Source organism: Streptosporangium amethystogenes subsp. fukuiense (assembly GCF_042665875.1).
Taxonomy (GTDB): Bacteria; Actinomycetota; Actinomycetes; order Streptosporangiales; family Streptosporangiaceae; genus Streptosporangium; species Streptosporangium fukuiense.
In genome coordinates this window covers 3178145-3201199 of the sequence record NZ_JBHTEE010000001.1, presented here as the reverse complement: position 1 = coordinate 3201199, position 23055 = coordinate 3178145, and the positions used below count along the sequence as shown (strand labels likewise).

Annotated in this window: 21 protein-coding genes; 17 read left to right on the top strand and 4 right to left on the bottom strand. The window is 70.0% G+C overall.

The genetic code is table 11. The features are described from left to right. Positions 1-4 precede the first annotated feature (4 nt). Positions 5-697 (top strand): GntR family transcriptional regulator, encoded by a 693-nt coding sequence (locus tag ACFQVD_RS13995; RefSeq protein WP_343981610.1) that lies wholly within the window; start codon positions 5-7, stop codon positions 695-697. Positions 698-706: 9 nt separating this feature from the next. Here ACFQVD_RS13995 and ACFQVD_RS13990 read toward each other — a convergent pair whose 3' ends face one another. The 3 genes from ACFQVD_RS13990 to ACFQVD_RS13980 form a co-directional block, all read right to left on the bottom strand. Further along, positions 707-1609, bottom strand: a complete 903-nt coding sequence (locus ACFQVD_RS13990; protein ID WP_343981607.1) for an EamA family transporter — start codon at positions 1607-1609, stop codon at positions 707-709. 132 nt (positions 1610-1741) lie between these two features. Next, complete coding sequence (locus ACFQVD_RS13985) at positions 1742-2551, bottom strand: ABC transporter permease (RefSeq protein ID WP_343981604.1); 810 nt, start codon at positions 2549-2551, stop codon at positions 1742-1744. Between the two features lie 29 nt (positions 2552-2580). Next, positions 2581-3489 (bottom strand): ABC transporter ATP-binding protein, encoded by a 909-nt coding sequence (locus ACFQVD_RS13980; protein ID WP_343981601.1) that lies wholly within the window; start codon positions 3487-3489, stop codon positions 2581-2583. Between the two features lie 246 nt (positions 3490-3735). On the opposite strand from ACFQVD_RS13980, the gene ACFQVD_RS13975 reads away from it, so the two are divergent. The 10 genes from ACFQVD_RS13975 (at position 3736) to ACFQVD_RS13930 (ending at position 13767) form a co-directional block, all read left to right on the top strand. Then, positions 3736-4968 carry a multidrug effflux MFS transporter gene (locus ACFQVD_RS13975; RefSeq protein WP_343981598.1) on the top strand — a complete coding sequence of 411 codons (1233 nt, stop codon included), beginning with the start codon at positions 3736-3738 and terminating at the stop codon, positions 4966-4968. Between the two features lie 104 nt (positions 4969-5072). Continuing rightward, positions 5073-5864 carry a helix-turn-helix transcriptional regulator gene (locus tag ACFQVD_RS13970; protein ID WP_343981638.1) on the top strand — a complete coding sequence of 264 codons (792 nt, stop codon included), beginning with the start codon at positions 5073-5075 and terminating at the stop codon, positions 5862-5864. After that, entirely contained in the window at positions 5861-7273 is a 1413-nt protein-coding gene (gene sufB, locus ACFQVD_RS13965) for a Fe-S cluster assembly protein SufB (RefSeq protein ID WP_343981594.1), read from the top strand. Before ACFQVD_RS13970 ends, sufB begins: the two co-directional genes overlap by 4 nt. Continuing rightward, positions 7273-8394, top strand: coding sequence for a Fe-S cluster assembly protein SufD (sufD, locus tag ACFQVD_RS13960; RefSeq protein WP_343981591.1), 1122 nt, complete (start codon positions 7273-7275; stop codon positions 8392-8394). Before sufB ends, sufD begins: the two co-directional genes overlap by 1 nt. Beyond that, positions 8391-8708, top strand: a complete 318-nt coding sequence (locus tag ACFQVD_RS13955) for a Rieske (2Fe-2S) protein (protein WP_343981588.1) — start codon at positions 8391-8393, stop codon at positions 8706-8708. Before sufD ends, ACFQVD_RS13955 begins: the two co-directional genes overlap by 4 nt. A 2-nt stretch (positions 8709-8710) precedes the next feature. Next, positions 8711-9484, top strand: a complete 774-nt coding sequence (gene sufC, locus ACFQVD_RS13950; protein ID WP_386271258.1) for a Fe-S cluster assembly ATPase SufC — start codon at positions 8711-8713, stop codon at positions 9482-9484. Further along, positions 9484-10746 (top strand): cysteine desulfurase, encoded by a 1263-nt coding sequence (locus ACFQVD_RS13945; protein WP_343981585.1) that lies wholly within the window; start codon positions 9484-9486, stop codon positions 10744-10746. The genes sufC and ACFQVD_RS13945 overlap by 1 nt, the downstream gene beginning before the upstream one ends. Positions 10747-10864: 118 nt before the next feature. After that, a complete protein-coding gene (gene sufU, locus ACFQVD_RS13940; protein ID WP_343981582.1) occupies positions 10865-11302 on the top strand; it encodes a Fe-S cluster assembly sulfur transfer protein SufU in 438 nt (145 codons plus the stop codon). Then, the gene (locus ACFQVD_RS13935; RefSeq protein ID WP_343981579.1) at positions 11299-11673 is read left to right on the top strand and encodes a metal-sulfur cluster assembly factor; all 375 of its coding nucleotides are present in this window, start codon (positions 11299-11301) and stop codon (positions 11671-11673) included. Before sufU ends, ACFQVD_RS13935 begins: the two co-directional genes overlap by 4 nt. Before the next feature lie 366 nt (positions 11674-12039). Continuing rightward, entirely contained in the window at positions 12040-13767 is a 1728-nt protein-coding gene (locus ACFQVD_RS13930; protein WP_364151395.1) for a DEAD/DEAH box helicase, read from the top strand. An 88-nt stretch (positions 13768-13855) separates the two neighbouring features. Here the strand turns inward: ACFQVD_RS13930 and ACFQVD_RS13925 are convergent, their stop codons facing one another. Then, positions 13856-14875 (bottom strand): LacI family DNA-binding transcriptional regulator, encoded by a 1020-nt coding sequence (locus ACFQVD_RS13925; RefSeq protein ID WP_343972251.1) that lies wholly within the window; start codon positions 14873-14875, stop codon positions 13856-13858. A gap of 154 nt (positions 14876-15029) precedes the next feature. On the opposite strand from ACFQVD_RS13925, the gene ACFQVD_RS13920 reads away from it, so the two are divergent. The 6 genes from ACFQVD_RS13920 to ACFQVD_RS13895 all read left to right on the top strand — a co-directional run bounded on the left by ACFQVD_RS13920 (position 15030) and on the right by ACFQVD_RS13895 (position 23027). Next, positions 15030-16802 carry an ABC transporter substrate-binding protein gene (locus ACFQVD_RS13920; protein WP_343972254.1) on the top strand — a complete coding sequence of 591 codons (1773 nt, stop codon included), beginning with the start codon at positions 15030-15032 and terminating at the stop codon, positions 16800-16802. Positions 16803-16875: 73 nt separating this feature from the next. Further along, the gene (locus tag ACFQVD_RS13915) at positions 16876-17871 is read left to right on the top strand and encodes an ABC transporter permease (RefSeq protein WP_343972257.1); all 996 of its coding nucleotides are present in this window, start codon (positions 16876-16878) and stop codon (positions 17869-17871) included. Between the two features lie 46 nt (positions 17872-17917). Beyond that, a complete protein-coding gene (locus tag ACFQVD_RS13910; RefSeq protein ID WP_343972260.1) occupies positions 17918-18778 on the top strand; it encodes an ABC transporter permease in 861 nt (286 codons plus the stop codon). Further along, positions 18779-19720, top strand: coding sequence for an ABC transporter ATP-binding protein (locus ACFQVD_RS13905; protein WP_343972263.1), 942 nt, complete (start codon positions 18779-18781; stop codon positions 19718-19720). Continuing rightward, complete coding sequence (locus ACFQVD_RS13900; protein ID WP_343972336.1) at positions 19720-20604, top strand: ABC transporter ATP-binding protein; 885 nt, start codon at positions 19720-19722, stop codon at positions 20602-20604. The genes ACFQVD_RS13905 and ACFQVD_RS13900 overlap by 1 nt, the downstream gene beginning before the upstream one ends. After that, positions 20601-23027: a glycoside hydrolase family 2 protein gene (locus tag ACFQVD_RS13895; protein ID WP_343972266.1), complete on the top strand. Its 2427-nt coding sequence runs from the start codon at positions 20601-20603 to the stop codon at positions 23025-23027. Before ACFQVD_RS13900 ends, ACFQVD_RS13895 begins: the two co-directional genes overlap by 4 nt. Positions 23028-23055: the final 28 nt, after the last annotated feature.

The following is a 23055-nucleotide window of genomic DNA, read 5'->3' as shown; positions in this document are numbered from 1 at the left end:
GGGGATGGCTCCTAGGGCGGACGGCCGGCCCGACCTGCCGGCTGTGCGTGAGCGGCAGAGCCTGCGGGAGCAGGTGGCACACGCGCTCAGGGCGGCACTGATCACCGGTGAGATGAGACCCGGCATGGTCTACTCCGCCCCGGCCCTCGCCGCCCAGTTCGGCGTCTCGGCGACCCCGGTGCGCGAGGCGATGCTCGACCTGGCCAAGGAGGGCCTGGTGGAGGCGGTGCGCAACAAGGGCTTCCGGGTCACCGAGCTGTCCGAGCGCGACCTGGACGAGCTGACCGAGCTCCGCAGGCTGATCGAGGTGCCCACGGTGTCACAACTGGCCGGCAGACCGGCCGGCGCCGGGGACGCGCCGAGCTTCGAGGCGCTCCGCCCGCAGGCCAGGGCGATCGTCGACGCGGCCGAGCGCGGCGACCTGCTCGGTTACGTCGACGCCGACATCCGCTTTCACCTGGACCTGCTCGCTCTGGCGGGCAACTCCCACCTCGTGGAGGTGGTCCGCGACCTGCGCAACCGGGCCCGTCTGTACGGCCTGTCCGCCCTGCACCAAAGGGGGGGCCTGGTCGACTCCGCCCGCGAGCATCTCACGCTGCTCGACCTGCTCTCGGCGGGAGACGTGAGCGGTGCCGAGCGGCTGATGCGCGAGCACATCCGGCACGTACGCGGCATCTGGGCCAGCCGCCCCGAATAGCGGCGCGGGTCAGCGCGAGCCGCGGGTGGCGCCGACGCTGGCGATGACCACGCAGCCGATGGCGGCCCACTCGCGTACCTGGAGCACCTCGCCCAGTACCAGCAGGCCGACCAGCGCGGCCGCCGCGGGCTCCAGGCTCATCAGGATGCCGAAGACCCGCTTGGGCATCCTGCGCAGCGCCTCCAGCTCTATCGAGTAGGGGATGACCGACGACAGCAGGCCCACCCCGACACCGATCAGCAGCAGCTCGGGGCGGAGCAGGTCGGCGCCGCCCGAGGCGATCCCGAAGGGGGCGATCAGCACGAAGGAGACGATCATCGCCAGGGAGAGGCCGGTGGCCCCGGGGAAACGCCGGCCGACCGAGGCCGCCAGCAGGATGTAGCCGGCCCAGCAGGCCGCCGCGACCAGGGCGAAGGCGATTCCGGCCCAGCTGATCCTGGAGGCCGAGGTGCCCCACGGGGCCAGCAGCACCACGCCGGAGGCGGCGAGCACGACCCAGAGCAGGTCGAGGCGGCGGCGCGAGGCCGCCACCGCGACACCGAGCGGCCCGAGGAACTCGATCGCCACCGCGATGCCCATGGGCAGCCGGGCCAGCGCCTCGTAGAACGACAGGTTCATCAGGCCAAGCGTCAGGCCGAAGGCCGCGCCCGCCGCGAGGTCCGTCCGGGTCAGTCCCCTCAGCCTGGGCCTGGCGATCACTCCCATGATCAGCGCACCCGTCGCGATCCGCAGGAACACCACCGCGCTCGGTGGCAGCTGGGAGAACAGGTCCTTGGCGAAACCCGCGCCCACCTGTACCGACAGGATGGCCAGCAGCACCAGACCGGATGGCGGGATGGCGTCGGAGGCGGCCCTCAGCAGCGCTCCCGGTCTGCGGGGCTCGGCGGGCCCGGGCAGGGCTTCGGCGGTCACGACACTCCTTGTGCCAGGTGCGAATTAGTTAATGGCACCTTACTTGTCGGGAGGTCCTGTTCTCAGTGACGTCCGCGATGCGAGACGGGCTCAGGAAAGAGGCCGGCCGCCAGGGGACGGGCCACCACGACGTCATTCCCAGCGGAAGGTTCGCGAGGTCAGGAAGAGCGACACCGCGGCCCACGCCGCGAGGACCGCCAGCGCGGCGAGAGGCGGTCCCGCCCCCTCGCTCAGGACCGCGCGGAGCCCTCCGCTCAGCGCGGAGATCGGCAGTGACTCCAGCACCGGCCGCACCGACTCGGGGAACCTGGTCAGCGGGAAGGCGATCCCGCCGCAGGCGAGCAGGACCAGGTAGACGAGGTTCGCCGCGGCGAGCGTCGCCTCGGCGCGCAGCGTGCCGGCCATCAGCAGGCCGAGCCCGCTGAACGCGGCGGTGCCCAGCACGACCAGCAGCAGCACCGCGAGCGGCGAGCCCGCCGGGCGCCAGCCCAGGGCGAGCGCCACCCCGCAGATGACCGTGACCTGGATGACCTCCACGGCGATCACCGCGAGCGTCTTGGCCAGCATCAGCCCGGTCCGCGACAGCGGGGTCGCGCCCAGCCGCTTCAGCACGCCGTAGCGGCGCTCGAAGCCGGTCGCGATGGCCTGCCCGGTGAAGGCGGTGGACATCACGGCCAGCGCGAGCACTCCGGGGGCCATGAAGTCGATGCGGGAACCGCCGCCCACGTCGATGATCGGGGCGACCGAGAGGCCGACGAGCAGCAGCACCGGGATGATCATCGTGAGCAGCAGCTGCTCGCCGTTGCGGAGCATCGCCTGGATCTCCGCGCCCGTCTGGGCCGTCACCATCCGGCGCAGCGGCGCGGCTCCGGGGGCCGGGGTGAGATCCAGGGTGGTCAAGCGGCTCTCCTGTGGTCTGGCTCGGGCCGCGCCCGGATCCATGCGTGGTGAAGGTGTGGGGGCCGGGCGCGTCACCGGAGCTCGCGCCCGGTCAGCTCCAGGAAGACGTCTTCCAGGGTACGCCGCTCGATGCTGAGGTCTTCGGTGCTCACGCCCTCGGCGGCGCACCAGGTCGTCACGGTGGCCAGCAGGCCGGGCGCGACCTGACCCTCGATGATGTAGTGCCCCGCCGGTGACTCCTTGGCCGAGCTGCCGGCGGGCAGCGCGGCGAGCAACTCGTCCAGGCAGAGCCCGGGGCGGGCGCGGAAGCGCAGCTGACGCTCGGCGCCGGTGAGTGAGGAGGGGGTGCCCTCGGCGACCACCCGGCCGCGGTCGATGATCACGATCTGGTCGGAGAGCTTCTCCGCCTCGTCCATGTGGTGGGTGGTGAGCACCACCGAGACCCCGTTCGCGCGCAGATCGCGCACCAGCTCCCAGCAGGCGTGCCTGGCCTGTGGGTCCAGGCCCGCGGTCGGCTCGTCGAGGAAGACCAGCTCGGGACGGCCGATGACCGCTCCGGCCAGCGACACGCGCTGCTGCTGGCCGCCGGAGAGCCTCCGGTACGGGGTGCGGGCGTGCTCGGTCAGCCCCAGCCGTTCCAGCAGCGCCGCGGGATCGAGCGGGTGGGCGTGGAAGCGGGCCATCAGCCGCAGCCACTGCCCACAGCGGGTCGCCGGGGGAACGCCGCCCGCCTGGAGCATCACCCCGACCCTGGCCCGCAGCTCCGGCCTGGACGGGTCGAGCCCGAGCACCTTCACCTCGCCGCCGTCGGCACGGCGGAATCCCTCGCAGATCTCCAGCGTGGAGGTCTTGCCGGCCCCGTTGGGGCCCAGCACGGCGGTGACCGCGCCTCGGGCGGCGTTGAAGGTCAGGCCGTCGATAGCGGTTGTTCCGCCGTATCTCTTGACCAGGTCGACGATCTCGACGGCTGGGGATTCCATGGCCACGAGTTTAGGGACCGCGGCCGCCGGTCACGTTCCCGGACCACGCGTCCGGGCCGTTCCGTGCCGGCCGGGAGTTCCGGCCCTGAGGCGCCGGGCGCTCCCGAACGGCTTTTGCTGGTCAGTGCTTTGCCGCTCTTTCTAATAAATTTCCTAAATCTAGGAATTCGGATGACCTGTTGATGGTTGGGACGCTTCGGCCCCTGTGGGCCCATCGTGGCCTGCGATCAAAAGGGGAGTACGGGTATGACCGCGGTCGTCGGCGAGTCGGACGTGATGCCGGGCACGCGGCGCAGACTGTTGCTGATCATCCTGGGCGCGCTCTCCGCGATCGGCCCCCTGTCGATCGACATGTACCTGCCGGCCTTCCCCGCCATCGCCGCCGACCTGGGCGCCGGGCAGGCGCAGGTGCAGCTCACCCTCACCGCCTGTCTCATCGGGGTCTCCGTCGGACAGGTCGTCGCCGGCCCGCTCAGCGACGTACGCGGTCGGCGGGGGCCGCTGCTGTTCGGCATCTTCGCCTACGCCGTCGCCTCACTGCTGTGCGCCTTCTCGCCCTCGGTGTACGGGCTGGTCGGGTTCCGCCTGCTCCAGGGCATCGCGGGCGGCGCCGCGCTGGTGATCGTCCGCGCGGTCGTCCGGGACCTGTACGAGGGGGCGGCCATCGCCCGCATCTTCGCCACCCTCATGCTGGTGACCGGTCTCGCGCCGATCCTGGCCCCGCTCGCGGGCGCGCAGCTGCTCAACCACACCTCCTGGCGGGGCGTCTTCGTCGCGCTGAGCGTCGCCGGCCTGCTGTTGCTGGCCGCCGCGCTGTCCGGGGTGCGCGAGACGCTCCCCGCGGACCAGCGTGAGGGCGGGGGGCTGCGGCACACCCTCGTCACCTTCCGGCACCTGCTCGGCGATCGGTCCTTCATGGCCCCCGCCCTGGCCGGAGGGCTGGGCTTCGCGGGCATGTTCGCCTACATCTCCGGATCGCCCTTCGTGCTCCAGGAGGTCTACGACACCTCGGCGCAGACCTTCTCCCTGGTGTTCGGGCTGAACGCCCTGGGGCTGACCGTTACCGCGCAGATCGGCGGGCGCCTCGCGGGGCACCGGGTCGACCCGGCCCGGTTGATCCTGATCGGGCTGTTCACGAGCGTGGCCGGAGCCGTGACGTTGCTCGTCACGGCACTGCTCCAGCTGCCCCTGCCGCTGCTGGTCGCCGCACTGTTCGTGATCATGTGCGGTGCGGGTTTCGTCATGCCCGGCAGCGCCGCGCTCGCCCTGGCCGGCCAGCCCCCGCAGATCGCCGGGAGCGCCGCCGCCCTGACCGGTGTGCTGCAGTTCGCGCTCGGCGCGCTCGCCGCGCCGCTGGTGGGCCTGGGAGGTGAGGACTCCGCGCTGCCGATGGCCGTCGTGCTGGCCGGTTTCACCCTCGTCTCGCTCCTGGCCTTCACCGGGCTGCGAAGGGGCGTGCGGCGCGTTTCCGCAGGTTAGGTAAGCCTTACCTGCGTGACAAATCGCATTTGAGGCGACTGAACATTGGTTTGTAACTCGGGAAGCAATTACGGCACACTGATGTTGTGAAATACGTGACCGGGATGCAGGGCACCGAGGGAGCCGCCGTCGTGCGGCCTTCCGCCGTGTCCGCCGAGCGCAGCACGCGAGCGCGTGTCGCCCGGCTCATCCTGGAGCACGGGCCCGTCACCGCCGCCGCTCTCGGCGAGCGGCTGGGCCTCACCCCCGCCGCGGTCCGCAGACACCTGGACGCACTGCTGGCCGAGGGAATGGCCGAGACGCGCACCGCCAGGCCACGGGGCCAGCGCGGCCGCGGCCGGCCCGCCAAGCTGTTCGCCATAACGGACGCCGGCCGGAGCGCCTTCGAGCACGCCTACGACGGTCTCGCCGGGAGCGCGCTGCGTTTCCTGGCCGAGCGCATGGGCGAGGAGGCCGTGGCGGAGTTCGCCCGATCGCAGGTGGCCGGCCTGGTCGCCCGCCTGCGGCCGGAGATGCGCGAGGTCCCCGCGGACCAGCGGGTGCGCGTCCTGGCCGAGGCGCTGTCGGCCGACGGCTACGCCGCCTCGGCGAGCAGGGCCAGCCTCGGCGGTGAACAGCTGTGTCAGCACCATTGCCCGGTGGCGCACGTGGCCGCGGAGTTCCCGCAGCTGTGCGAGGCCGAGACGGAGGCGTTCGCGCGCATCCTCGACACTCCTGTGCAGCGGCTCGCGACCATCGCCCACGGCGACGGCGTGTGCACCACGCACGTGAGTCCCCACCGGGATTCCGGGCCGGGCGTGCAGGATCGCGTGACGAAGGCCCCGGCGTCCATGCCGGTGCAATCACCAGCAGCCCACGAAACGATCGACATATCGAGCAAGGAGACCGGAAGGTGACTGTCACCGACCGCCCGGAGCTGGAAGGCCTCGGGAATTACAAGTTCGGCTGGGCCGACTCGGACGCCGCGGGAGCGACGGCCCGGCGCGGCCTGTCCGAAGAGGTCGTCCGCAATATCTCCGCGCTGAAGAACGAGCCGGAGTGGATGCTGGACCTTCGTCTGAAGGGGCTGCGCCTGTTCGGCAAGAAGCCCATGCCGAACTGGGGCTCCGACCTCAGCGGGATCGACTTCGACAACATCAAGTACTTCGTACGCTCGACCGAGAAGCAGGCCGCCTCATGGGAGGACCTGCCCGACGACATCAAGAGCACCTACGACAAGCTCGGCATCCCCGAGGCGGAGAAGCAGCGCCTGGTCGCCGGCGTCGCCGCCCAGTACGAGTCCGAGGTGGTCTACCACAAGATCCGTGAGGACCTTGAGGAGAAGGGCGTCATCTTCGTCGACACCGACACCGCCCTCAAGGAGCACGAGGAGATCTTCAAGGAGTACTTCGGGACCGTGATCCCTGTCGGCGACAACAAGTTCGCCGCGCTGAACACGGCGACCTGGAGCGGCGGCAGCTTCATCTACGTGCCGCCGAACGTCAACGTGGAGATCCCGCTCCAGGCCTACTTCCGGATCAACACCGAGAACATGGGCCAGTTCGAGCGGACCCTGATCATCGTGGACGAGAACTCCTACGTCCACTACGTCGAGGGCTGCACCGCGCCGATCTACTCCTCGGACTCGCTGCACAGCGCGGTCGTGGAGATCGTCGTGAAGAAGGGCGCGCGCTGCCGCTACACGACCATCCAGAACTGGTCGAACAACGTCTACAACCTGGTCACCAAGCGCGCCGTGGCGTACGAGGGCGCGACCATGGAGTGGATCGACGGCAACATCGGCTCCAAGGTCACCATGAAGTACCCGGCCGTCTACCTCATGGGCGAGCACGCCAAGGGCGAGACCCTCAGCGTCGCCTTCGCCGGTGAGGGCCAGCACCAGGACGCCGGTTCCAAGATGGTGCACCTCGCACCGAACACCAGCTCCTCGGTGATCTCCAAGTCCGTCGCCAGGGGCGGCGGCCGCACCTCCTACCGCGGTCTGGTCCAGATCGAGGAGGGCGCGTACGGCAGCGCCAGCACCGTCAAGTGCGACGCGCTGCTCGTCGACCAGATCAGCCGCTCCGACACCTACCCCTACGTGGACGTGCGCGAGGACGACGTCTCCATGGGGCACGAGGCCACCGTCTCCAAGGTCTCCGACGACCAGCTCTTCTACCTGATGAGCCGCGGCATGGGCGAGGACGAGGCCATGGCGATGATCGTCCGGGGCTTCGTCGAGCCGATCGCCCGCGAGCTCCCGATGGAGTACGCCCTGGAGCTGAACCGCCTGATCGAACTGCAGATGGAAGGAGCCGTCGGCTGATGGGCCTCGACACCGCCAAACCCCTGTCGACGCTTCACGAGAAGGCCTCGTACGACGTGGCGGACTTCGCGGTCCCGACCGGCCGGGAGGAGGAGTGGCGCTTCACCCCGCTCTCCCGGCTCAAGGGCCTGCACGAGGGCGTCGCGGCCTCCGCGAACGTGGTCGTGCACGTCGACGCCGCCCCCGAGGTCACCGTGGAGACCGTCGGCCGTGACGACGCGCGGCTCGGCCGGGCCTACGTGCCCGCCGACCGGGTCAGCGCCCAGGCCTACGCCTCCTTCGAGAAGGCCACCGTGATCACGGTGGCGCGCGAGGCCGTCACCTCCACCCCGACCGTGGTCACCCTCACCGGGGCCGGCCGGGGCGCCGCCTACGGCCACACGGTCGTGAAGCTGGAGCCGATGGCCGAGGCCGTGGTCGTCCTCGACCACCAGGGCAGCGCGCTCTACGCCGACAACGTCGAGTTCGTCGTGGGCGAGGGCGCCACACTCAAGGTCATCAGCCTGCAGGACTGGGCGGACGACGCCGTGCACGTCTCCCACCACCACGCCCTGCTCGCCAAGGACGCGACCTTCCGCAGCTTCGTGGTCACCCTCGGAGGCGACCTGGTCCGGCTCTCCCCGTCGGTCTCCTACGAAGGGCCCGGCGGCGACGCCGAGTTGAACGGCCTCTACTTCGTCGACGCCGGCCAGCACCTGGAGCACCGCCTGCTCGTCGACCACTCCCGGCCCGGCTGCCGGAGCAACGTCGACTACCGCGGCGCGCTGCAGGGCACCGACGCCCACGCGGTCTGGATCGGCGACGTCATCATCCGGGTCGAGGCCGAGGGCACCGACACCTACGAGCTCAACCGCAACCTGCTGCTCACCGACGGCGCCCGCGCCGACTCGGTGCCCAACCTGGAGATCCTCACCGGAGAGGTCACCGGTGCCGGCCACGCCAGCACCTCCGGCCGCCTCGACGACGAGCACCTCTTCTACCTGCAGGCCCGCGGGATCCCCTACGAGGACGCGCGTCGCCTCGTCATCAGGGGCTTCTTCGCGCAACTGGTGGAGAAGATCGAGGTCTCCGAGCTTCGCGAGCGGGTGCTCGCCCGGGTCGAGGCGGAGCTTGAGAAGTGACGTTCGAGAAGGTCTGCAAGCTCGCCGACATCCCCGACGAGGGCGTGATCGGCGTTGAGGTGGGCGAGACCCCCGTCGCCCTGGTCCGCCGGGGCGAGGAGGTCTACGCGCTGCACGACGTGTGCTCCCACGCGGAGGTGAAACTCAGCGAGGGTGAGGTCTACGACGGCACCCTGGAGTGCTGGCTGCACGGTTCGTGCTTCGACCTGCGTTCGGGCAAGCCCACCGGTCCGCCCGCCATCAAGCCCGTCCCCGTCTACCGAGTCAAGATCGACGGCGATGACGTCCTCGTCTCGCTCTCGAAGGAGTCATAAAAGTGTCTGACACGAGCCGAGTTCCCTCGGGTTCCACCCTGGAGATCCGCGACCTGCACGTCAGTGTCGCCGACAAGGAGATCCTGCGCGGCGTCAACCTGACCGTGCGGGCCGGCGAGACCCACGCCATCATGGGCCCCAACGGCTCGGGCAAGTCCACGCTCGCGTACGCGATCGCGGGTCACCCCAAGTACACGGTCACCGGTGGCCAGGTCCTGCTCGACGGGGTCGACCTGCTGGAGCTGACCGTCGACGAGCGCGCCCGCGCCGGGCTGTTCCTCGCCATGCAGTACCCGGTCGAGGTCCCCGGTGTCAGCGTCTCCAACTTCCTGCGCACCGCGGTCACCTCCGTCCGCGGCGAGGCCCCCAAGCTCCGCCAGTTCGCCAAGGATCTCAAGTCCGGCATGGACGCCCTGTCCATCGACGCGGCCTTCGCCCAGCGCAACGTCAACGAGGGCTTCTCCGGCGGTGAGAAGAAGCGCCACGAGATCCTCCAGCTGGAGCTGCTCAAGCCGAAGATCGCGGTTCTCGACGAGACCGACTCCGGCCTCGACGTCGACGCGCTGCGCGTGGTCTCCGAGGGGATCAACCGCTTCCGTTCGAACGGCGAGACCGGTGTGCTGCTCATCACCCACTACACCCGCATCCTGCGTTATGTGAAGCCGGACTTCGTCCACGTCTTCTCCGCGGGACGGATCGTGGAGCAGGGCGGCCCCGAGCTCGCCGAGCGGCTTGAGAACGAGGGTTACGAGGCCTACACGAAGGCGTCGGCCTGATGGTGGACACCGGCCTTGACGTGGAGAGGATCAGGAAGGACTTCCCGGTCCTCTCCCGAGAGCTTCCCGGTGGCAGGCCGCTGATCTATCTCGACTCGGGCAACTCCGCGCAGAAACCGACCCAGGTGGTCGAGGCGATGCGCGAGCACATGGCGATGCACTACGCCAACGTCGGCCGCGCCATGCACGCGCTGGGCGCCGAGTCCACCGAGGCGTACGAGAACGCCAGGGACAAGGTCGCCGCCTTCGTCGGCGCGCCCGACCGCGACGAGATCGTCTTCACCAAGAACGCCTCCGAGGCGCTCAACCTGGTGGCGTACGCGTTCGGTAACCCCATCGGCGAGGACCCGCGCTTCCGGCTCGGCCCCGGAGACGAGATCGTCATCTCCGAGATGGAGCACCACTCCAACATCGTGCCGTGGCAGATGCTCGCGCAGCGCACGGGTGCGACGCTGCGCTGGTTCTCCGTCACCGACTCCGGTCGCCTGGACCTGTCGAACCTCGACGAACTCGTCACCGAGCGCACGAAGATCGTCTCGATCGTGCACCAGTCGAACGTGCTGGGCACGGTCAACCCGGTCGCCCCGGTGCTCGCCAGGGTCCGCGAGGTCGGCGCGCTGATGATGCTCGACGCCTCGCAGTCGGTGCCTCACCAGCAGGTGGACGTGGCCGCGCTGGGTGTCGACTTCCTGGCCTTCACCGGTCACAAGGTCGCCGGCCCCTCGGGGATCGGCGTGCTGTGGGCCCGCGGTGAGCTGCTTTCGGCCATGCCCCCGTTCCTGGGCGGCGGCGAGATGATCGAGGCGGTCTGGATGGACCGCTCGACCTACGCGCCCGCGCCGCACAAGTTCGAGGCGGGGACGCCGCCGATCGTCGAGGCGATCGGCCTCGGCGCCGCGGTCGACTACCTGTCCGAGGTCGGGATGGACGCCATCGTCCGGCACGAGCACGAGCTCACCGCCTACGCGCTCGGTGCGCTGGGAGAGATCCCGGGCCTGAAGGTGATCGGCCCGCTGGACCTCGCCGACCGTGGCGGCACCGTCTCGTTCACGCTGGAGGGGATTCACCCGCACGACGTCGGGCAGATCCTGGATGACAACTTCGGCGTGGCAGTGCGCGTGGGGCACCACTGCGCCCGTCCGCTCCATCTGCGATTCGGAATTCCCGCGACCACGCGGGCGTCCTTCTACCTGTACAACACAACGGCCGAGATCGACGCCCTGGTCCGCGGCCTCCACCACGTGCGGAAGGTGTTCGCCTAGTCATGCCCGAGCGGTCGAGCCGATGGGCGAGCGAACGGCGGGCGCCACACGCCCACGGCACGGCGCCCGGCGACGCGCGAGCGTACGGCGCAGCGAACGAGAAGGTGAGCACGACCCTATGATCGCCGAGTCCATGTACCAGGAGCTGATCCTGGAGCACTACAAACACCCGCAGGGGAGGGGTCTTCGCGACCCGTACGACGCCGAGGTCCACCATGTGAACCCGACGTGCGGCGACGAGATCACCATGCGGGTGAAACTGGGCGACGGCGGCAAGGTCGACGACGTCTCCTACGACGGGCAGGGCTGTTCCATCAGCCAGGCCGCGGCCTCGGTGCTGCACGAGCTGGCCACCGGCTCGACCGTCGACGACTCGCTCGGCGTCGTGGAGGAGTTCACCCGGCTCATGCAGGGCAGGGGAAAGATCGAGGCGGACGAGGACCTGCTGGGCGATGCCGTGGCCTTCGCCGGGGTCGCGAAGTTCCCCGCCCGGGTGAAGTGCGCGCTACTGGCCTGGATGGCCTACAAGGACGCGGTCGTGAGGAGCACGAAATGAGCAAGGCTGTTGAGACGCCGACCACGGCGTACGACGGGGACACCACCCATGACGAGGTCATGGAGGCCCTCAAGGACGTCGTGGACCCCGAGCTGGGCATCAACGTCGTCGACCTGGGCCTGATCTACGGGTTGCACCTCGACCCCGCGGAGGGGGGCGAGGGGGACGCCCGGCCGGTCGCCACCATCGACATGACGCTGACCAGTGCGGCCTGCCCGCTGACCGACGTCATCGAGGACCAGGCGCACTCGGCCCTGGACGGCATGGTCTCCGACGTGAAGATCAACTGGGTCTGGCTCCCGCCGTGGGGTCCGGACAAGATCACGGACGAGGGTCGCGAGCAGCTCCGGATGCTCGGCTTCAACGTCTGAGACGCGGTCGCCGGTACGGCCCGCACCCCCCGGGTTCGGGCCGTACCCGATTGTGTGAGAGGATCACGGAGGCCGGGAAGAAAAGCCCGGCCGGGAGTGTTGGCTCCAATCGACGGACAAGCGACCGGCTCACGCCGGACGCCCCGACCGAACTCGGCACTGCGAACACCGGGTATGCTTGATCGTGGTTTGACTGCGTGCGGGTAAGCTAGACCCGCCCCGTGCGGTGCGCCTCGACTTGCACCGCACCACCGCCCCCACGTGGGTGTTGATCGAGCGCGGCTTCAGGCCGCGCGTTCCAGGCTCGTCCTTTCGCAGAAGTGGCGTGCCCCGTTCTTCTATCGAAAGGCACGAGTCTTCGTGACCATGCTTGACGCTGTTCTGCCCGAAATCGCCGAAATCACCGAAATCTCCCAGGCCCCCGCAGGCACCTCCGAGTTCACCCTCCTCGGTCTGCCGAAGCCGCTGGTGACCGGCCTCTCCCGTGCGGGCATCGACAGTCCCTTCCCCATCCAGCGGGCCACGATCCCCGACATCCTGGCCGGCCACGACGTCCTCGGCCGCGGCCAGACCGGCTCGGGCAAGACGCTCGCCTTCGGCCTGCCCATGATGACCCGCATCGCCGGGGCCAAGGCGCGCCCCGGCCACCCGCTGGCCGTCGTGCTGGTGCCGACCCGCGAGCTCGCCATGCAGGTGACCGACGCGCTGGAGCCCCTCGGCCGCGGCCTGTCGCTGCGGATGAAGACCGTCGTCGGCGGCATGTCCATGGGCCGCCAGATCGAGGCGCTGCGCCGCGGTGTCGAGGTCGTCGTGGCCACCCCCGGCCGTCTGACCGACCTCATGCAGCAGGGTGAGTGCATGCTGGACGAGGTCCAGGTGACGATCCTCGACGAGGCCGACCACATGTGCGACCTCGGCTTCTTCCCGGTCGTCAGCGCGATCCTGCAGCAGACCCCGGCCGACAGCCAGCGTCTGCTCTTCTCCGCGACCCTCGACGGCGACGTGGACAAGCTCGTCCGCCGCTTCCTCACCAACCCGGTGACCCACTCCATGGCCCCGGCCGCCTCCTCGGTGGACACCATGGAGCACCACCTGCTGGAGGTGCACCGCGACGACAAGTTCCCGGTGACCGCCGAGATCGCCAACCGTGAGGGCCGGACCATCATCTTCGTGCGCACCCAGCACGGTGTGGACCGGCTGTGCAAGCAGCTCGCCCAGGTCGGCATCAAGGCCGGCGGCCTGCACGGCGGCAAGCGCCAGAACCAGCGCACCCGCATCCTGGCCGAGTTCAAGGAAGGCACGATCAACGTCCTGGTCTGCACGGACGTCGCGGCCCGCGGCATCCACGTCGACAACATCAGCCTCGTGCTGCACGTCGACCCGCCGCAGGACCACAAGAGCTACCTGCACCGCGGCGGCCGTACCGCCCGCGCCGGGGAGAAGGGCACCGTCATGACGCTGGTGCTCCCCAACGAGCGCCGCTCCACCGACGCGATGACCCGTCGTGCGGGCATCAAGCCGTTCCGCGCCAGGGTCACCCCGGGCCACCCGCGCCTGGAGGAGGTCGCCGGTGCGCGTACCCCCAGCGGCGAGCCGATCCCGGTCTGGGAGCCCTCGGCTCCGGCCAGCAGGCAGCGCCAGGGGCGTGGCGGCTTCGGCGGCAACGGCGGCGGGCGTGGCCCGCGCCGTTTCCGCTCCGAGCGTCCCGCCCACGGCGAGGGTCAGCAGCCCCGCGAGCGTTCCTTCGGTGACGACTCCCGTGGCGGCGGCCAGTACCGCTCCGAGCGCCCGGCCGGCGGCTTCCGTTCCGAGCGTCCCGCGGGCGGCGGCTACCGCTCCGACCGCGGTGAGCGCCCGGCCGGTGGCGGCTTCCGCTCCGAGCGCCCCGCGGGCGGCTACCGCGGTGGCGAGCGGCGCGAGCCGTTCCGCGCCGACCGTCCGGCCTCGGCCGGCGGTGGCTTCCGTTCCGAGCGTCCCGCGGGGGAGCGTGAGTCCTTCCGCGGTGACCGCCAGGGCGGCGGTTTCCGCGGCGGCGAGTTCCGCGCCGACGGCCGCGGCTCCGCCCCGCGCGGCGGTGGCCGCTACGGTCGCTGATCACCTGGTGGCACCCTGAAGGGCCGGTACGGCATCCGCCGTGCCGGCCCTTCGGCTGGAGCGGCCCGGTCCCATGGAAGGGCCGCCGTCACCGGACCTGCCCGGGTGGGGGAGCGGTGCTGCCTCTGGGGGTGAGGCGGGCGGCCTCCTCCTCGTGGGGGCCGGGGCTCGCACCGGAGACGAGGGCGAGGAGATGGCGGGCGGCGTGGGCCCCGTAGGCGGAGATGTCGCGGCTCAGGGCGGTGAGCGGGGGGCGGACGACCCGGGAGAGGGGTGAGTCGTCCCAGGCGACGATGGACAGGTCGCGGGGCACGTCCAGGCGCAGGTCCTGGGCGGCGGACAGCCCGGCGACGGCCATGATGTCGTTGTCGTAGACGATCGCGGTGGGCCGGGAGGGCGAGCTCAGCAGGCGCCGGGTGGCGCGGGCGCCCTCCTCGCCGGTGTAGTCGGTGTGCACGGTCACCTGCTCGGCGACGCCGTCGCAGGCCTCGGCGAAGGCGCGGTCGCGCAGCACGGTGTGAGCCAGACGCGGCAGCCCGGCGACCCTGGCGATCCTGCGGTGGCCGAGCGCGACGAGATACTCCACGGTCTCGTGGACGGCGCCGCCGTCGTCGGACCAGATGGGCAGCAGCGACCCGGTCTCCGACGGGTGGCCGATCACCACGGCCGGCAGGCCGAGTGACTCGAACTCGGGGATGCGGGGGTCGCCCACATGCAGGTCGACCAGGATGGCACCGTCGACGCGGCCCTCACCCCACCAGCGGCGGTAGACCGCGACCTCCTGCCCGTGGTCGGAGACCACCTGCAACATGAGCGCGTACGAGCGGGCCGAGAGCTCGCCCTCGATGCCGCTGATGAGCTCCATGAAGAACGGTTCCACGCCGAGCGTGCGCGCCGGGCGGCACATGGCCAGGCCCACGGTGTGGGACCGCGCGCCGTTCAGGGCGCGGGCCGCGCTGTTGGGGCGCCAGCCGATCTCCTCGGCGATCGCCAGGATCCTGGCCCGGGTGCTCTCCGACACGCCGGGTTGCCCGTTGAGCGCGTACGAGACGGCACCCTTGGACACCCCGGCCCGTCTGGCGACGTCCGCGATCGTCGGTCGTTTCATGATCCCCTCCGCGATTTCAGCTGAACCGGTCTAGTCGCCTATTGACAGTGCCGACATATGGACTTTACGGTCACGATACTTATCCGGCTCAGCAAACGCATGCGGTCGCGTTTAGTTATTTGGGAGCGCTCCCATGTTGGAGAGGAGAACATAGATGCGAATTCGAAGAAGGTTCGCGATCCTCGGGGCGGCGGCCTGCATGGTCGCGGCCGGGTGCACGGGAGGGTCGACGACACCGTCCGCTCCGAGCCAGGCGCCGCAGGGTTCGGGCGCCGCGGCCCCCTCGGCGGGAGCGGGGGCGGCGAACGCCGCGTTCCCCCGCAACGAGACCCTGTACACCAGCGGCACCCAGTGGGGCCCGCCGGCCAACTGGAATCCGCTGCGGACCTGGGACTCGGCCACCGGTACCAAGGGGCTCGTCTACGAGACGCTCTTCCTGTACGACCCCCAGACCGACAAGTTCACGCCCTGGCTGGCCGAGAGCGGCACCTGGACGGACGACAAGACCTACGACCTCAAGCTCAGGCAGGGGGTCACCTGGGCCGACGGCAAGCCCTTCACCGCCGACGACGTGGTCTTCACCGTCGAGCTCGGCAAGATGAAGACCATCCCCTACGCCAACCTGTGGGACTGGCTGGAGAAGGTCGAGGCGGTCGACCCGGGCACGGTCAGGTTCACCTTCTCCAAGGCCAACTACCAGCAGTGGGCCAACTGGGTCTACAGCAACGCGATCGTCCCCAAGCACATCTGGGAAGGTCGCTCTGAGGACGAGGTGCTGAACGGCGTCAACGAGAAGCCGGTCGGCACCGGGCCGTACACCTACCACAGCCACGACCAGGACCGCATGGCCTGGGTCAAGCGCGACGGCTGGTGGGCCACCGCGGCGCTGGGCAAGGAGGTCAAGCCCAAGTACGTCGTCGACATCGTCAACTCCAGCAACGAGGTGGCGATGGGCCTGCTGCTGCAGAAGGGCCTGGACCTCAGCAACAACTTCCTGCCCGGCGTGGCCAATCTGGTCCAGGGCGACTTCGGTATCAAGACCTACTACCCGGAGCCGCCGTACATGCTCTCGGCCAACACGGCCTTCCTGGTGCCCAACACCGCGAAGAAGCCGCTGGACGATCCCGCCTTCCGCAAGGCGATCGCCAACTCCATCGACACCAAGAAGATCGTCGAGGGGGTCTACGGCAACCTGGTCAAGGCGGCCGGCCCCACCGGGCTGCTGCCCCAGTGGGACAAGTACGTCGACCAGGCCGTGGTGAGCGAGAAGGGCTTCTCCTTCGACACCAAGAAGGCGAAGAAGCTGCTGGCCGACGCCGGATACAAGGACGGCGACGGCGACGGGTTCGTGGAGAACAAGGACGGCTCCAAGGCCTCGCTGAAGATCATCGTTCCGGCCGGGTGGACCGACTGGATGGAGGCGAGCCGGGTCATCGCCGAGGGGGCCAAGGCGGCCGGGATCGACCTCACCCCCGAGTTCCCCGACTACAACGCGCTGGTCGACCAGCGCGGGTCCGGCAAGTTCGACCTGCTGCTCAACAATGAACGGCAGCTGTCCAACACCCCCTGGATGTACTACGACTACATGTTCCGGCTGCCGATCAACAAGCAGCAGAACACCGTCAACTTCGGCCGCTACGAGAACAAGAAGGTCTGGGACCTGGTCCAGGATCTCGACGGCAAGAAGGCCGACGACGTCGAGGGCATGAAGCAGGTCGCCTCGGAGATCCAGAAGATCCAGCTCGACGATCTGCCGGTGATCCCGCTCTGGTACAACGGCCTGTGGGCGCAGACCAGCAACGCGGTCTGGACCAACTGGCCCACCTCCGACCCCGCGACGCCCAAGAGTCCGCCGACCATGTGGCGTAACTGGCTGGAGCTGGGCGGAGTGCTGACCCTGACCGAGCTGAAGCCCGTCGGCGGCTGATCCCCCGCGATTCTCGCCCCCTCCCCGCGCGCGGCGCGGGGAGGGGCTCATCTCGCCGATTCGGGAGGATCGCGTGCGACGCTATTTCGGCCGGAAGCTGCTCGTGTACGGGCTCACCTTCCTCGTGGCCGTCACGATCAACTGGATGATCCCGCGCTTCATGCCGGGAGACCCGGTCCAGAGCATGCTGGCCAGGGCCAACGTGTCACAGCCCGCCGCCGTCGAGGCGATGCGCGCCCACTACACGAGCCTGTTCGGGCTCGACCTGCCGCTCTGGGAGCAGTACGGCAACTTCTGGGCCGCGCTGTTCCGGGGTGATCTGGGGACCAGCATCTGGTTGTTCCCCACCCCGGTGACCGACGTCATCATCCGGGCGGTGCCGTACACGCTGGCACTGCTCATCCCGTCCATCCTGCTCAGCTGGTGGGCGGGCAACAGGTTCGGCGCCTTCGCCGCCAGGCGCAGGTGGCTGGACAACACCGCGCTGCCGATCGGGTACGTGCTCACCGCGACGCCCTACATGTGGCTGGCGATCCTGCTGGCCTGGGGGCTGGGCATCGTGGCGGGGATCTTCCCCGTCTCCGGCGGCTACAGCTTCGCCATGCGGCCCAACTGGTCGTGGGAGTTCGTCGGCAACCTGGCGCTGCACTGGTTCCTGCCGTTCGTCTCGCTCTTCCTCGTCGCGTTCGGGGGCTGGGCGATCGGCATGCGCAACATGATCATCTATGAGCTGGAGGCCGACTACTCCACCTACCTGTCCTCGCTGGGGGCCTCGCGGCGGCTCATCCGGCGCTACGCCTTCAGGAACGCGGTACTGCCGCAGATCACCGGCCTGGCCCTGCAACTCGGCGTGCTCGTGGCCGGAGCCCTGGTCACCGAGATCGTCTTCTCCTATCCGGGGCTCGGCCACCTGATCCTCCAGGCGATCCAGAACCAGGACTTCTTCCTGCTGCAGGGGACCTTCCTGTTCATCGTGGTGGGCGTGCTGGTCGCCAACTTCATCATCGACATCGTCTACGTCCTGGTCGACCCGCGCACCAGGACCGGGATAGGAGGGGAGGCCGCATGACCGGCATCTCCGCGAACCGGCCCGCGGCCGAAGGAGGCGGGGCGTCATGACGGTCGTGCCCACCGGGCGCAACGAGGCCCTGTACTTCGCGCTGCGCAACGGGAAGCTGCTGGCCGGACTGGTCGTGCTGGTCCCGCTGCTCGCCCTGGCCGTCGCCGCCCCGCTGATCGCGGGGGGCGACCCGAACGCCTACGTCGCCACCCCGGCCTCGCCCCCCTCGGCCGAGCACTGGTTCGGCACCACCATGTTCGGCCAGGACGTCTTCGCCCAGTTCGTCTACGGCCTGCGCGTCACCTTCACCGTGGGGGTGCTCGGCGGCGGGCTGGCCGCGATCATCGGGATGGCGATCGGCTTCACCGCCGGATACCGGGGCGGCCTGGTCGACGAGGTGCTGAACATGCTCACCAACATCGTCCTGGTCCTGCCCGCACTGGCGGTGCTGCTGATCGTCAACGCCTACCTAGGGGTCCGCAGCGTCGGCGTGCAGGCGCTCTTCATCGGGCTCACCTCCTGGCCGTGGGCGGCCAGGGCGATCAGGGCCCAGACGTTCTCGCTGCGCTCGCGCGACTTCGTGGACCTGGCCAAGCTCAGCGGCGTGCGCACCTGGAAGATCATCACCAGGGAGATCGCGCCCAACATGAGCTCGTATCTCTTCATGACCTTCATCCTGCTGTTCGGCGGGTCGATCCTGATCGCCGCCTCGCTGGACTTCATCGGGCTCGGCCCCAGCGAGGGCGTCTCGCTCGGCCTGATGCTCAACAACGCGGCCCGCTGGAGCGCCCTGCACCTGGGCATGTGGTGGTGGTTCATCCCGCCGGGAGCCGGGATCACCGCCATCGTCGGCGCCCTGTACGTGATGAACGTCGGCCTGGACGAGGTCTTCAACCCGAAACTGCGGGAGCTGTAGATGACTCTGCGTGTGGACGACCTGAGGGTCCACTACCGGACTCTGCGCGGCGAGGTGAAGGCGCTGGACGGCGTCAGCTTCGGCGTCGGCGACGGCGAGATCCTCGGCCTGGCCGGCGAGTCCGGCTGCGGCAAGACCACCCTCGGCAAGAGCCTGATCAGGATGGACGGCCGGATGCGGCTGGCCGGAGGCACCGTCTCGCTGGACGGCGCGGAGCTGCCCATCGGCGACGACCGGCGGATGAACCCCTTCCGCTTCAAGCGGGTGTCGCTCATCCCGCAGTACTCCATGAGCGCGATGAACCCCACCCGCAGGATCGGCAGGATGATCACCGAGCTGCTCGCATCCAGGGGCGAGAGCGTGGACACGGCCGAGCTGGAACGCCGGCTGGACCTGGTGGAGCTGCCCAGGGACATCCTGGGGCGCTACCCCATCGAACTGTCCGGCGGGATGAAGCAGCGGATGGTGATGGTCATCTCCACGCTGCTCGACCCCTCCCTGCTCATCGCCGACGAGATCACCTCCGCGCTGGACGTGTCGACCCAGAAGGCCGTGGCCAGGACCCTGGTGGAGTTCCGGGACCGGGGTTTCGTGCGCAGCATGATCTTCATCACCCACGACATCTCGCTGACCTACCAGATCGCCGACACGATCATGGTCATGTACGCGGGGAGGCTGGCCGAGAAGGCCCCCGCGAGCGTGATCGTCAGCGAGCCGCGTCACCCGTACACCCGAATGCTGATCTCCTCGCTGCCCGAGGTCGGGGTCCGCCACGCGGAGCGCAGGCTCTCCGGCATCCCCGGGCGGCCGCCCTCGCTGCTCGATCCGCCGCAGGGCTGCCGGTTCAGGGACCGCTGCCCGCTGGCCTTCGACAGGTGCGCCGAGGACCCCCCGCCCATCGAGGTCGCTCCCGGCCACCACGTCGCCTGTTGGAAGGCATGATGCTGAGTCTCGAAGGGGTCACCAAGACCTACCGGGTGGGTGCCTTCGGCGCCGCGACCCTCACCGCCGTCGACGACGTGAGCCTTGACCTCGCGCCGGGGGAGGTGGTCTCCCTCATCGGCGAGAGCGGCAGCGGCAAGACGACCCTCGGCAAGACGGTCCTCGGGCTGCTCGCCCCGACGCGGGGCAGGATCACCCTCGACGGGGCCCCCGCGCGGCCGGGAAAGGCGTACTACCGGCACGTGCAGGGCGTCTTCCAGGACCCGTTCAGCTGCTACAACCCGGTCTTCAAGGCCGACCGGGTGGTCAAGATGATCAAGGACGAGTACTTTCCCGGCGTCGCGGCCTCCGAGTGGGAGGGCAGGATCGAGAAGTCGCTCAAGGACGTCGGCCTCGACCCCGGGCAGGTCCTGGGCCGGTATCCGCACCAGCTCAGCGGTGGCCAGCTGCAGCGCCTGCTGATCGCCAGGGCGCTCCTGCTCGACCTCAGATACCTCGTCGCCGACGAGATCACCAGCATGCTCGACGCCTCCACCAGGATCGACGTGCTCAACCTGCTCGCCGACCTGAAGTCGCGCGGCCTCGGGGTGCTGTTCGTCACCCACGACCTGTCGCTGGGCAACTACATCAGCGAGCGGGCCGTGGTCCTGTACCGGGGGCAGGTGGTGGAGTCCGGTCCCACCGCCGCGGTGTTCGGCAACCCCCTCCACCCGTACACGATCAAGCTGCTGTCGTCGGTGCCGAGGCTCACCGCCCGGTGGGACGGCGGCGATCCCGCCGTCCCCGCCGAGGAGGTCTCAGCGGGACCCTCCACACTGCTGGAGGAGGAACCGGGGCACTTCGTCCGGCGAGGCGACACCACACCGACAAGGAGCGTGAGTTGACGACGGTTAGGGCGGTAAGGGCGCTACACGAGGGCTGGACCCTGCACCAGGTGGGGGGCGGGATCTCCCGCGTCCCCGCCACGGTGCCGGGGTGCGTGCACACCGATCTGCTGGCCGCCGGGCTGATCGAGGACCCGTACCTGGACGACAACGAGAACCGGCTGACCTGGATCGGCCGCTCCGAGTGGGACTACGAGACGGTCTTCACCTGGAGCGCGGACGGGTACGAGCGCGCCGACCTGGTCTGCGAGGGCCTCGACACGGTCGCCACGGTCGTCCTGAACGGTGTGCGGGTCGCGGCCACGGCCAACCAGCACCGTTCCTACCGCTTCGCGGTGCGGGAGCTGTTGCGCGAGGGCGAGAACACGCTGCGGGTCCGTTTCGCCTCCCCGCAGGCCTACGCCGAGGCGCGCCGGGCCGAGCTGGGGGAGCGGCCCGGCGCCTATGCGGCGCCCTACCAGTTCATCCGCAAGATGGCCTGCAACTTCGGCTGGGACTGGGGTCCGGCCGTGGTCACCTCCGGCATCTGGCGGCCGATCGGGCTGCACGCCTGGAGCGGGGCCAGGCTGGCCTCGGTACGGCCGCTGGTGAGCGGGGACGGGCGCGTCGAGGTGCACGTCGCGGTCGAGCGCGCCACCGACGCACCCCTCACGTTGACCGCGCAGGTGGCCGGAATCTCCGTGCAAACGGTGCTGGCCCCCGATGAGCACGAGGCCGTCCTCACCCTCGCCGTGCCCGAGCCCCGGCTGTGGTGGCCGCGTGGCTACGGCGCGCAGGACCGCTACGAGCTGGTGGTAGGCCTCGGGGAGGAGACCTGGAGGGGCCGGATCGGGTTTCGCGACGTGCGCCTGGACCGCACCGGCGAGGGATTCACCATCGTGGTCAACGACGTGCCGGTTTTCGCGCGCGGCGTCAACTGGATCCCCGACGACTGCTTCCCGGCCCGCATCACCCGCGAACGCCTGGCCGAACGCCTCGGCCAGGCCGTCGAGGCGAACGTCAACCTGCTGCGGGTCTGGGGCGGCGGCCTGTACGAGAGCGAGGACTTCTACGACCTGGCCGACGAGCTGGGCCTGCTCATCTGGCAGGACTTCCCGTTCGCCTGCGCCGCCTACCCCGAGGAGGAGCCGTTCGCGAGCGAGGTGGAGGCCGAGGCGCGCCAGAACGTCACCCGGCTGTCCTGGCGCCCTTCACTGGTGCTGTGGTGCGGCAACAACGAGAACCTCGAGGGCCACGCCGACTGGGGCTGGCGCGAGGAACTGGGGGAGAAAAGCTGGGGGGCGGGCTTCTACCACGACCTGCTGCCCTCGGTGGTGGCCGAGCTCGATCCCACCCGCCCCTACTGGCCGGGCAGCCCCTACTCCGGCGCCCCCGGCCTGGCGCCCAACGACCCCGCGCGCGGCACCGTGCACATCTGGGATGTGTGGAACCGCGAGGACTACACCCGCTACGGCGACTACCGCCCCCGCTTCGTCGCCGAGTTCGGCTTCCAGGGGCCGCCCGCCCACGCCACACTGCGCGGCTCGGTCTCCGACGATCCGCTCACTCCCACCTCACCCGGCGTACTGCACCACCAAAAAGCGCACGAGGGCGACGCCAAGCTGCTGCGCGGCCTGGGCGAGCACCTGCCCCGGCCGGAGGGCTTCGACGACTGGCACTACTGGACCCAGCTCAACCAGGCCAGGGCGATGGCCTTCGGTATCGAGCGTTTCCGGGCGCTGGCACCTTACTGCGCGGGCACGATCGTCTGGCAGCTCAACGACTGCTGGCCGGTCACCTCCTGGTCGGCCGTCGACGGCGCCGGCCGGCGCAAGCCGCTGTGGTACGCGCTGCGCCGCGCCTACGCCGACCGCCTGCTCACCGTCTGCGACGGCGCCGTGGCCGTGGTCAACGACGGCCCGCAGCCCTGGGCGGGCGAGCTGGAGCTGCTACGGCTCGGCCTGGCAGGAGAGCCGCTGGCCAAGGAGACGATCGTGGTCGAGGTGGCGGCGCGCTCGGTGGCCAGGGTCGGGCTCCCGGACTCGGTGGCCGTCCCCGGGGACCCGTCCGCCGAGCTGCTCTCGGTGCGGCTGGGCGAGCACCGGGTGCTGCGCTTCTTCGCCGAGGACCCGCGAGTGGCCTTCCCGGTGGCCGCCTACGACACCGAGGTCGTCCCCGTGGCCGGTGGCCTGGACGTCACCGTCACCGCCCGGACGCTGCTGCGTGAGCTGGCCCTGTTCCCCGACCGCCTCGATCCGGCCTCCTCGGTGGACGACATGCTGCTGACCCTGCTTCCCGGTGAGAGCGTCACCCTGCACGTGACGGGCTCGCCCGATCCGGCCGCCCTTGTCACCCGCCCGGTGCTGCGCTGCGTCAACGACCGAACGTACCCCGGGCCGCCCGGATGGGCGGCCCGGTCACGAGACGGTCAAACGGAGCGGTGACCTCCGGAGATCACCCGGCGGCTCGCGT

Bases quoted from the DNA above. Each gene is read 5' to 3' on its own strand.
- ACFQVD_RS13900 (WP_343972336.1), top strand. From the start codon at position 19,720: ATGCTGAGTCTCGAAGGGGTCACCAAGACCTACCGGGTGGGTGCCTTC.
- ACFQVD_RS13910 (WP_343972260.1), top strand. From the start codon at position 17,918: ATGACGGTCGTGCCCACCGGGCGCAACGAGGCCCTGTACTTCGCGCTG.
- ACFQVD_RS13975 (WP_343981598.1), top strand. From the start codon at position 3,736: ATGACCGCGGTCGTCGGCGAGTCGGACGTGATGCCGGGCACGCGGCGC.
- sufU (WP_343981582.1), top strand. From the start codon at position 10,865: ATGATCGCCGAGTCCATGTACCAGGAGCTGATCCTGGAGCACTACAAA.
- ACFQVD_RS13970 (WP_343981638.1), top strand. From the start codon at position 5,073: ATGCAGGGCACCGAGGGAGCCGCCGTCGTGCGGCCTTCCGCCGTGTCC.
- ACFQVD_RS13925 (WP_343972251.1), bottom strand. From the start codon at position 14,875: ATGAAACGACCGACGATCGCGGACGTCGCCAGACGGGCCGGGGTGTCC.
- ACFQVD_RS13920 (WP_343972254.1), top strand. From the start codon at position 15,030: ATGCGAATTCGAAGAAGGTTCGCGATCCTCGGGGCGGCGGCCTGCATG.
- ACFQVD_RS13935 (WP_343981579.1), top strand. From the start codon at position 11,299: ATGAGCAAGGCTGTTGAGACGCCGACCACGGCGTACGACGGGGACACC.
- ACFQVD_RS13980 (WP_343981601.1), bottom strand. From the start codon at position 3,489: ATGGAATCCCCAGCCGTCGAGATCGTCGACCTGGTCAAGAGATACGGC.
- sufD (WP_343981591.1), top strand. From the start codon at position 7,273: ATGGGCCTCGACACCGCCAAACCCCTGTCGACGCTTCACGAGAAGGCC.
- ACFQVD_RS13945 (WP_343981585.1), top strand. From the start codon at position 9,484: ATGGTGGACACCGGCCTTGACGTGGAGAGGATCAGGAAGGACTTCCCG.
- ACFQVD_RS13905 (WP_343972263.1), top strand. From the start codon at position 18,779: ATGACTCTGCGTGTGGACGACCTGAGGGTCCACTACCGGACTCTGCGC.
- ACFQVD_RS13930 (WP_364151395.1), top strand. From the start codon at position 12,040: ATGCTTGACGCTGTTCTGCCCGAAATCGCCGAAATCACCGAAATCTCC.
- ACFQVD_RS13985 (WP_343981604.1), bottom strand. From the start codon at position 2,551: ATGGATCCGGGCGCGGCCCGAGCCAGACCACAGGAGAGCCGCTTGACC.
- ACFQVD_RS13995 (WP_343981610.1), top strand. From the start codon at position 5: ATGGCTCCTAGGGCGGACGGCCGGCCCGACCTGCCGGCTGTGCGTGAG.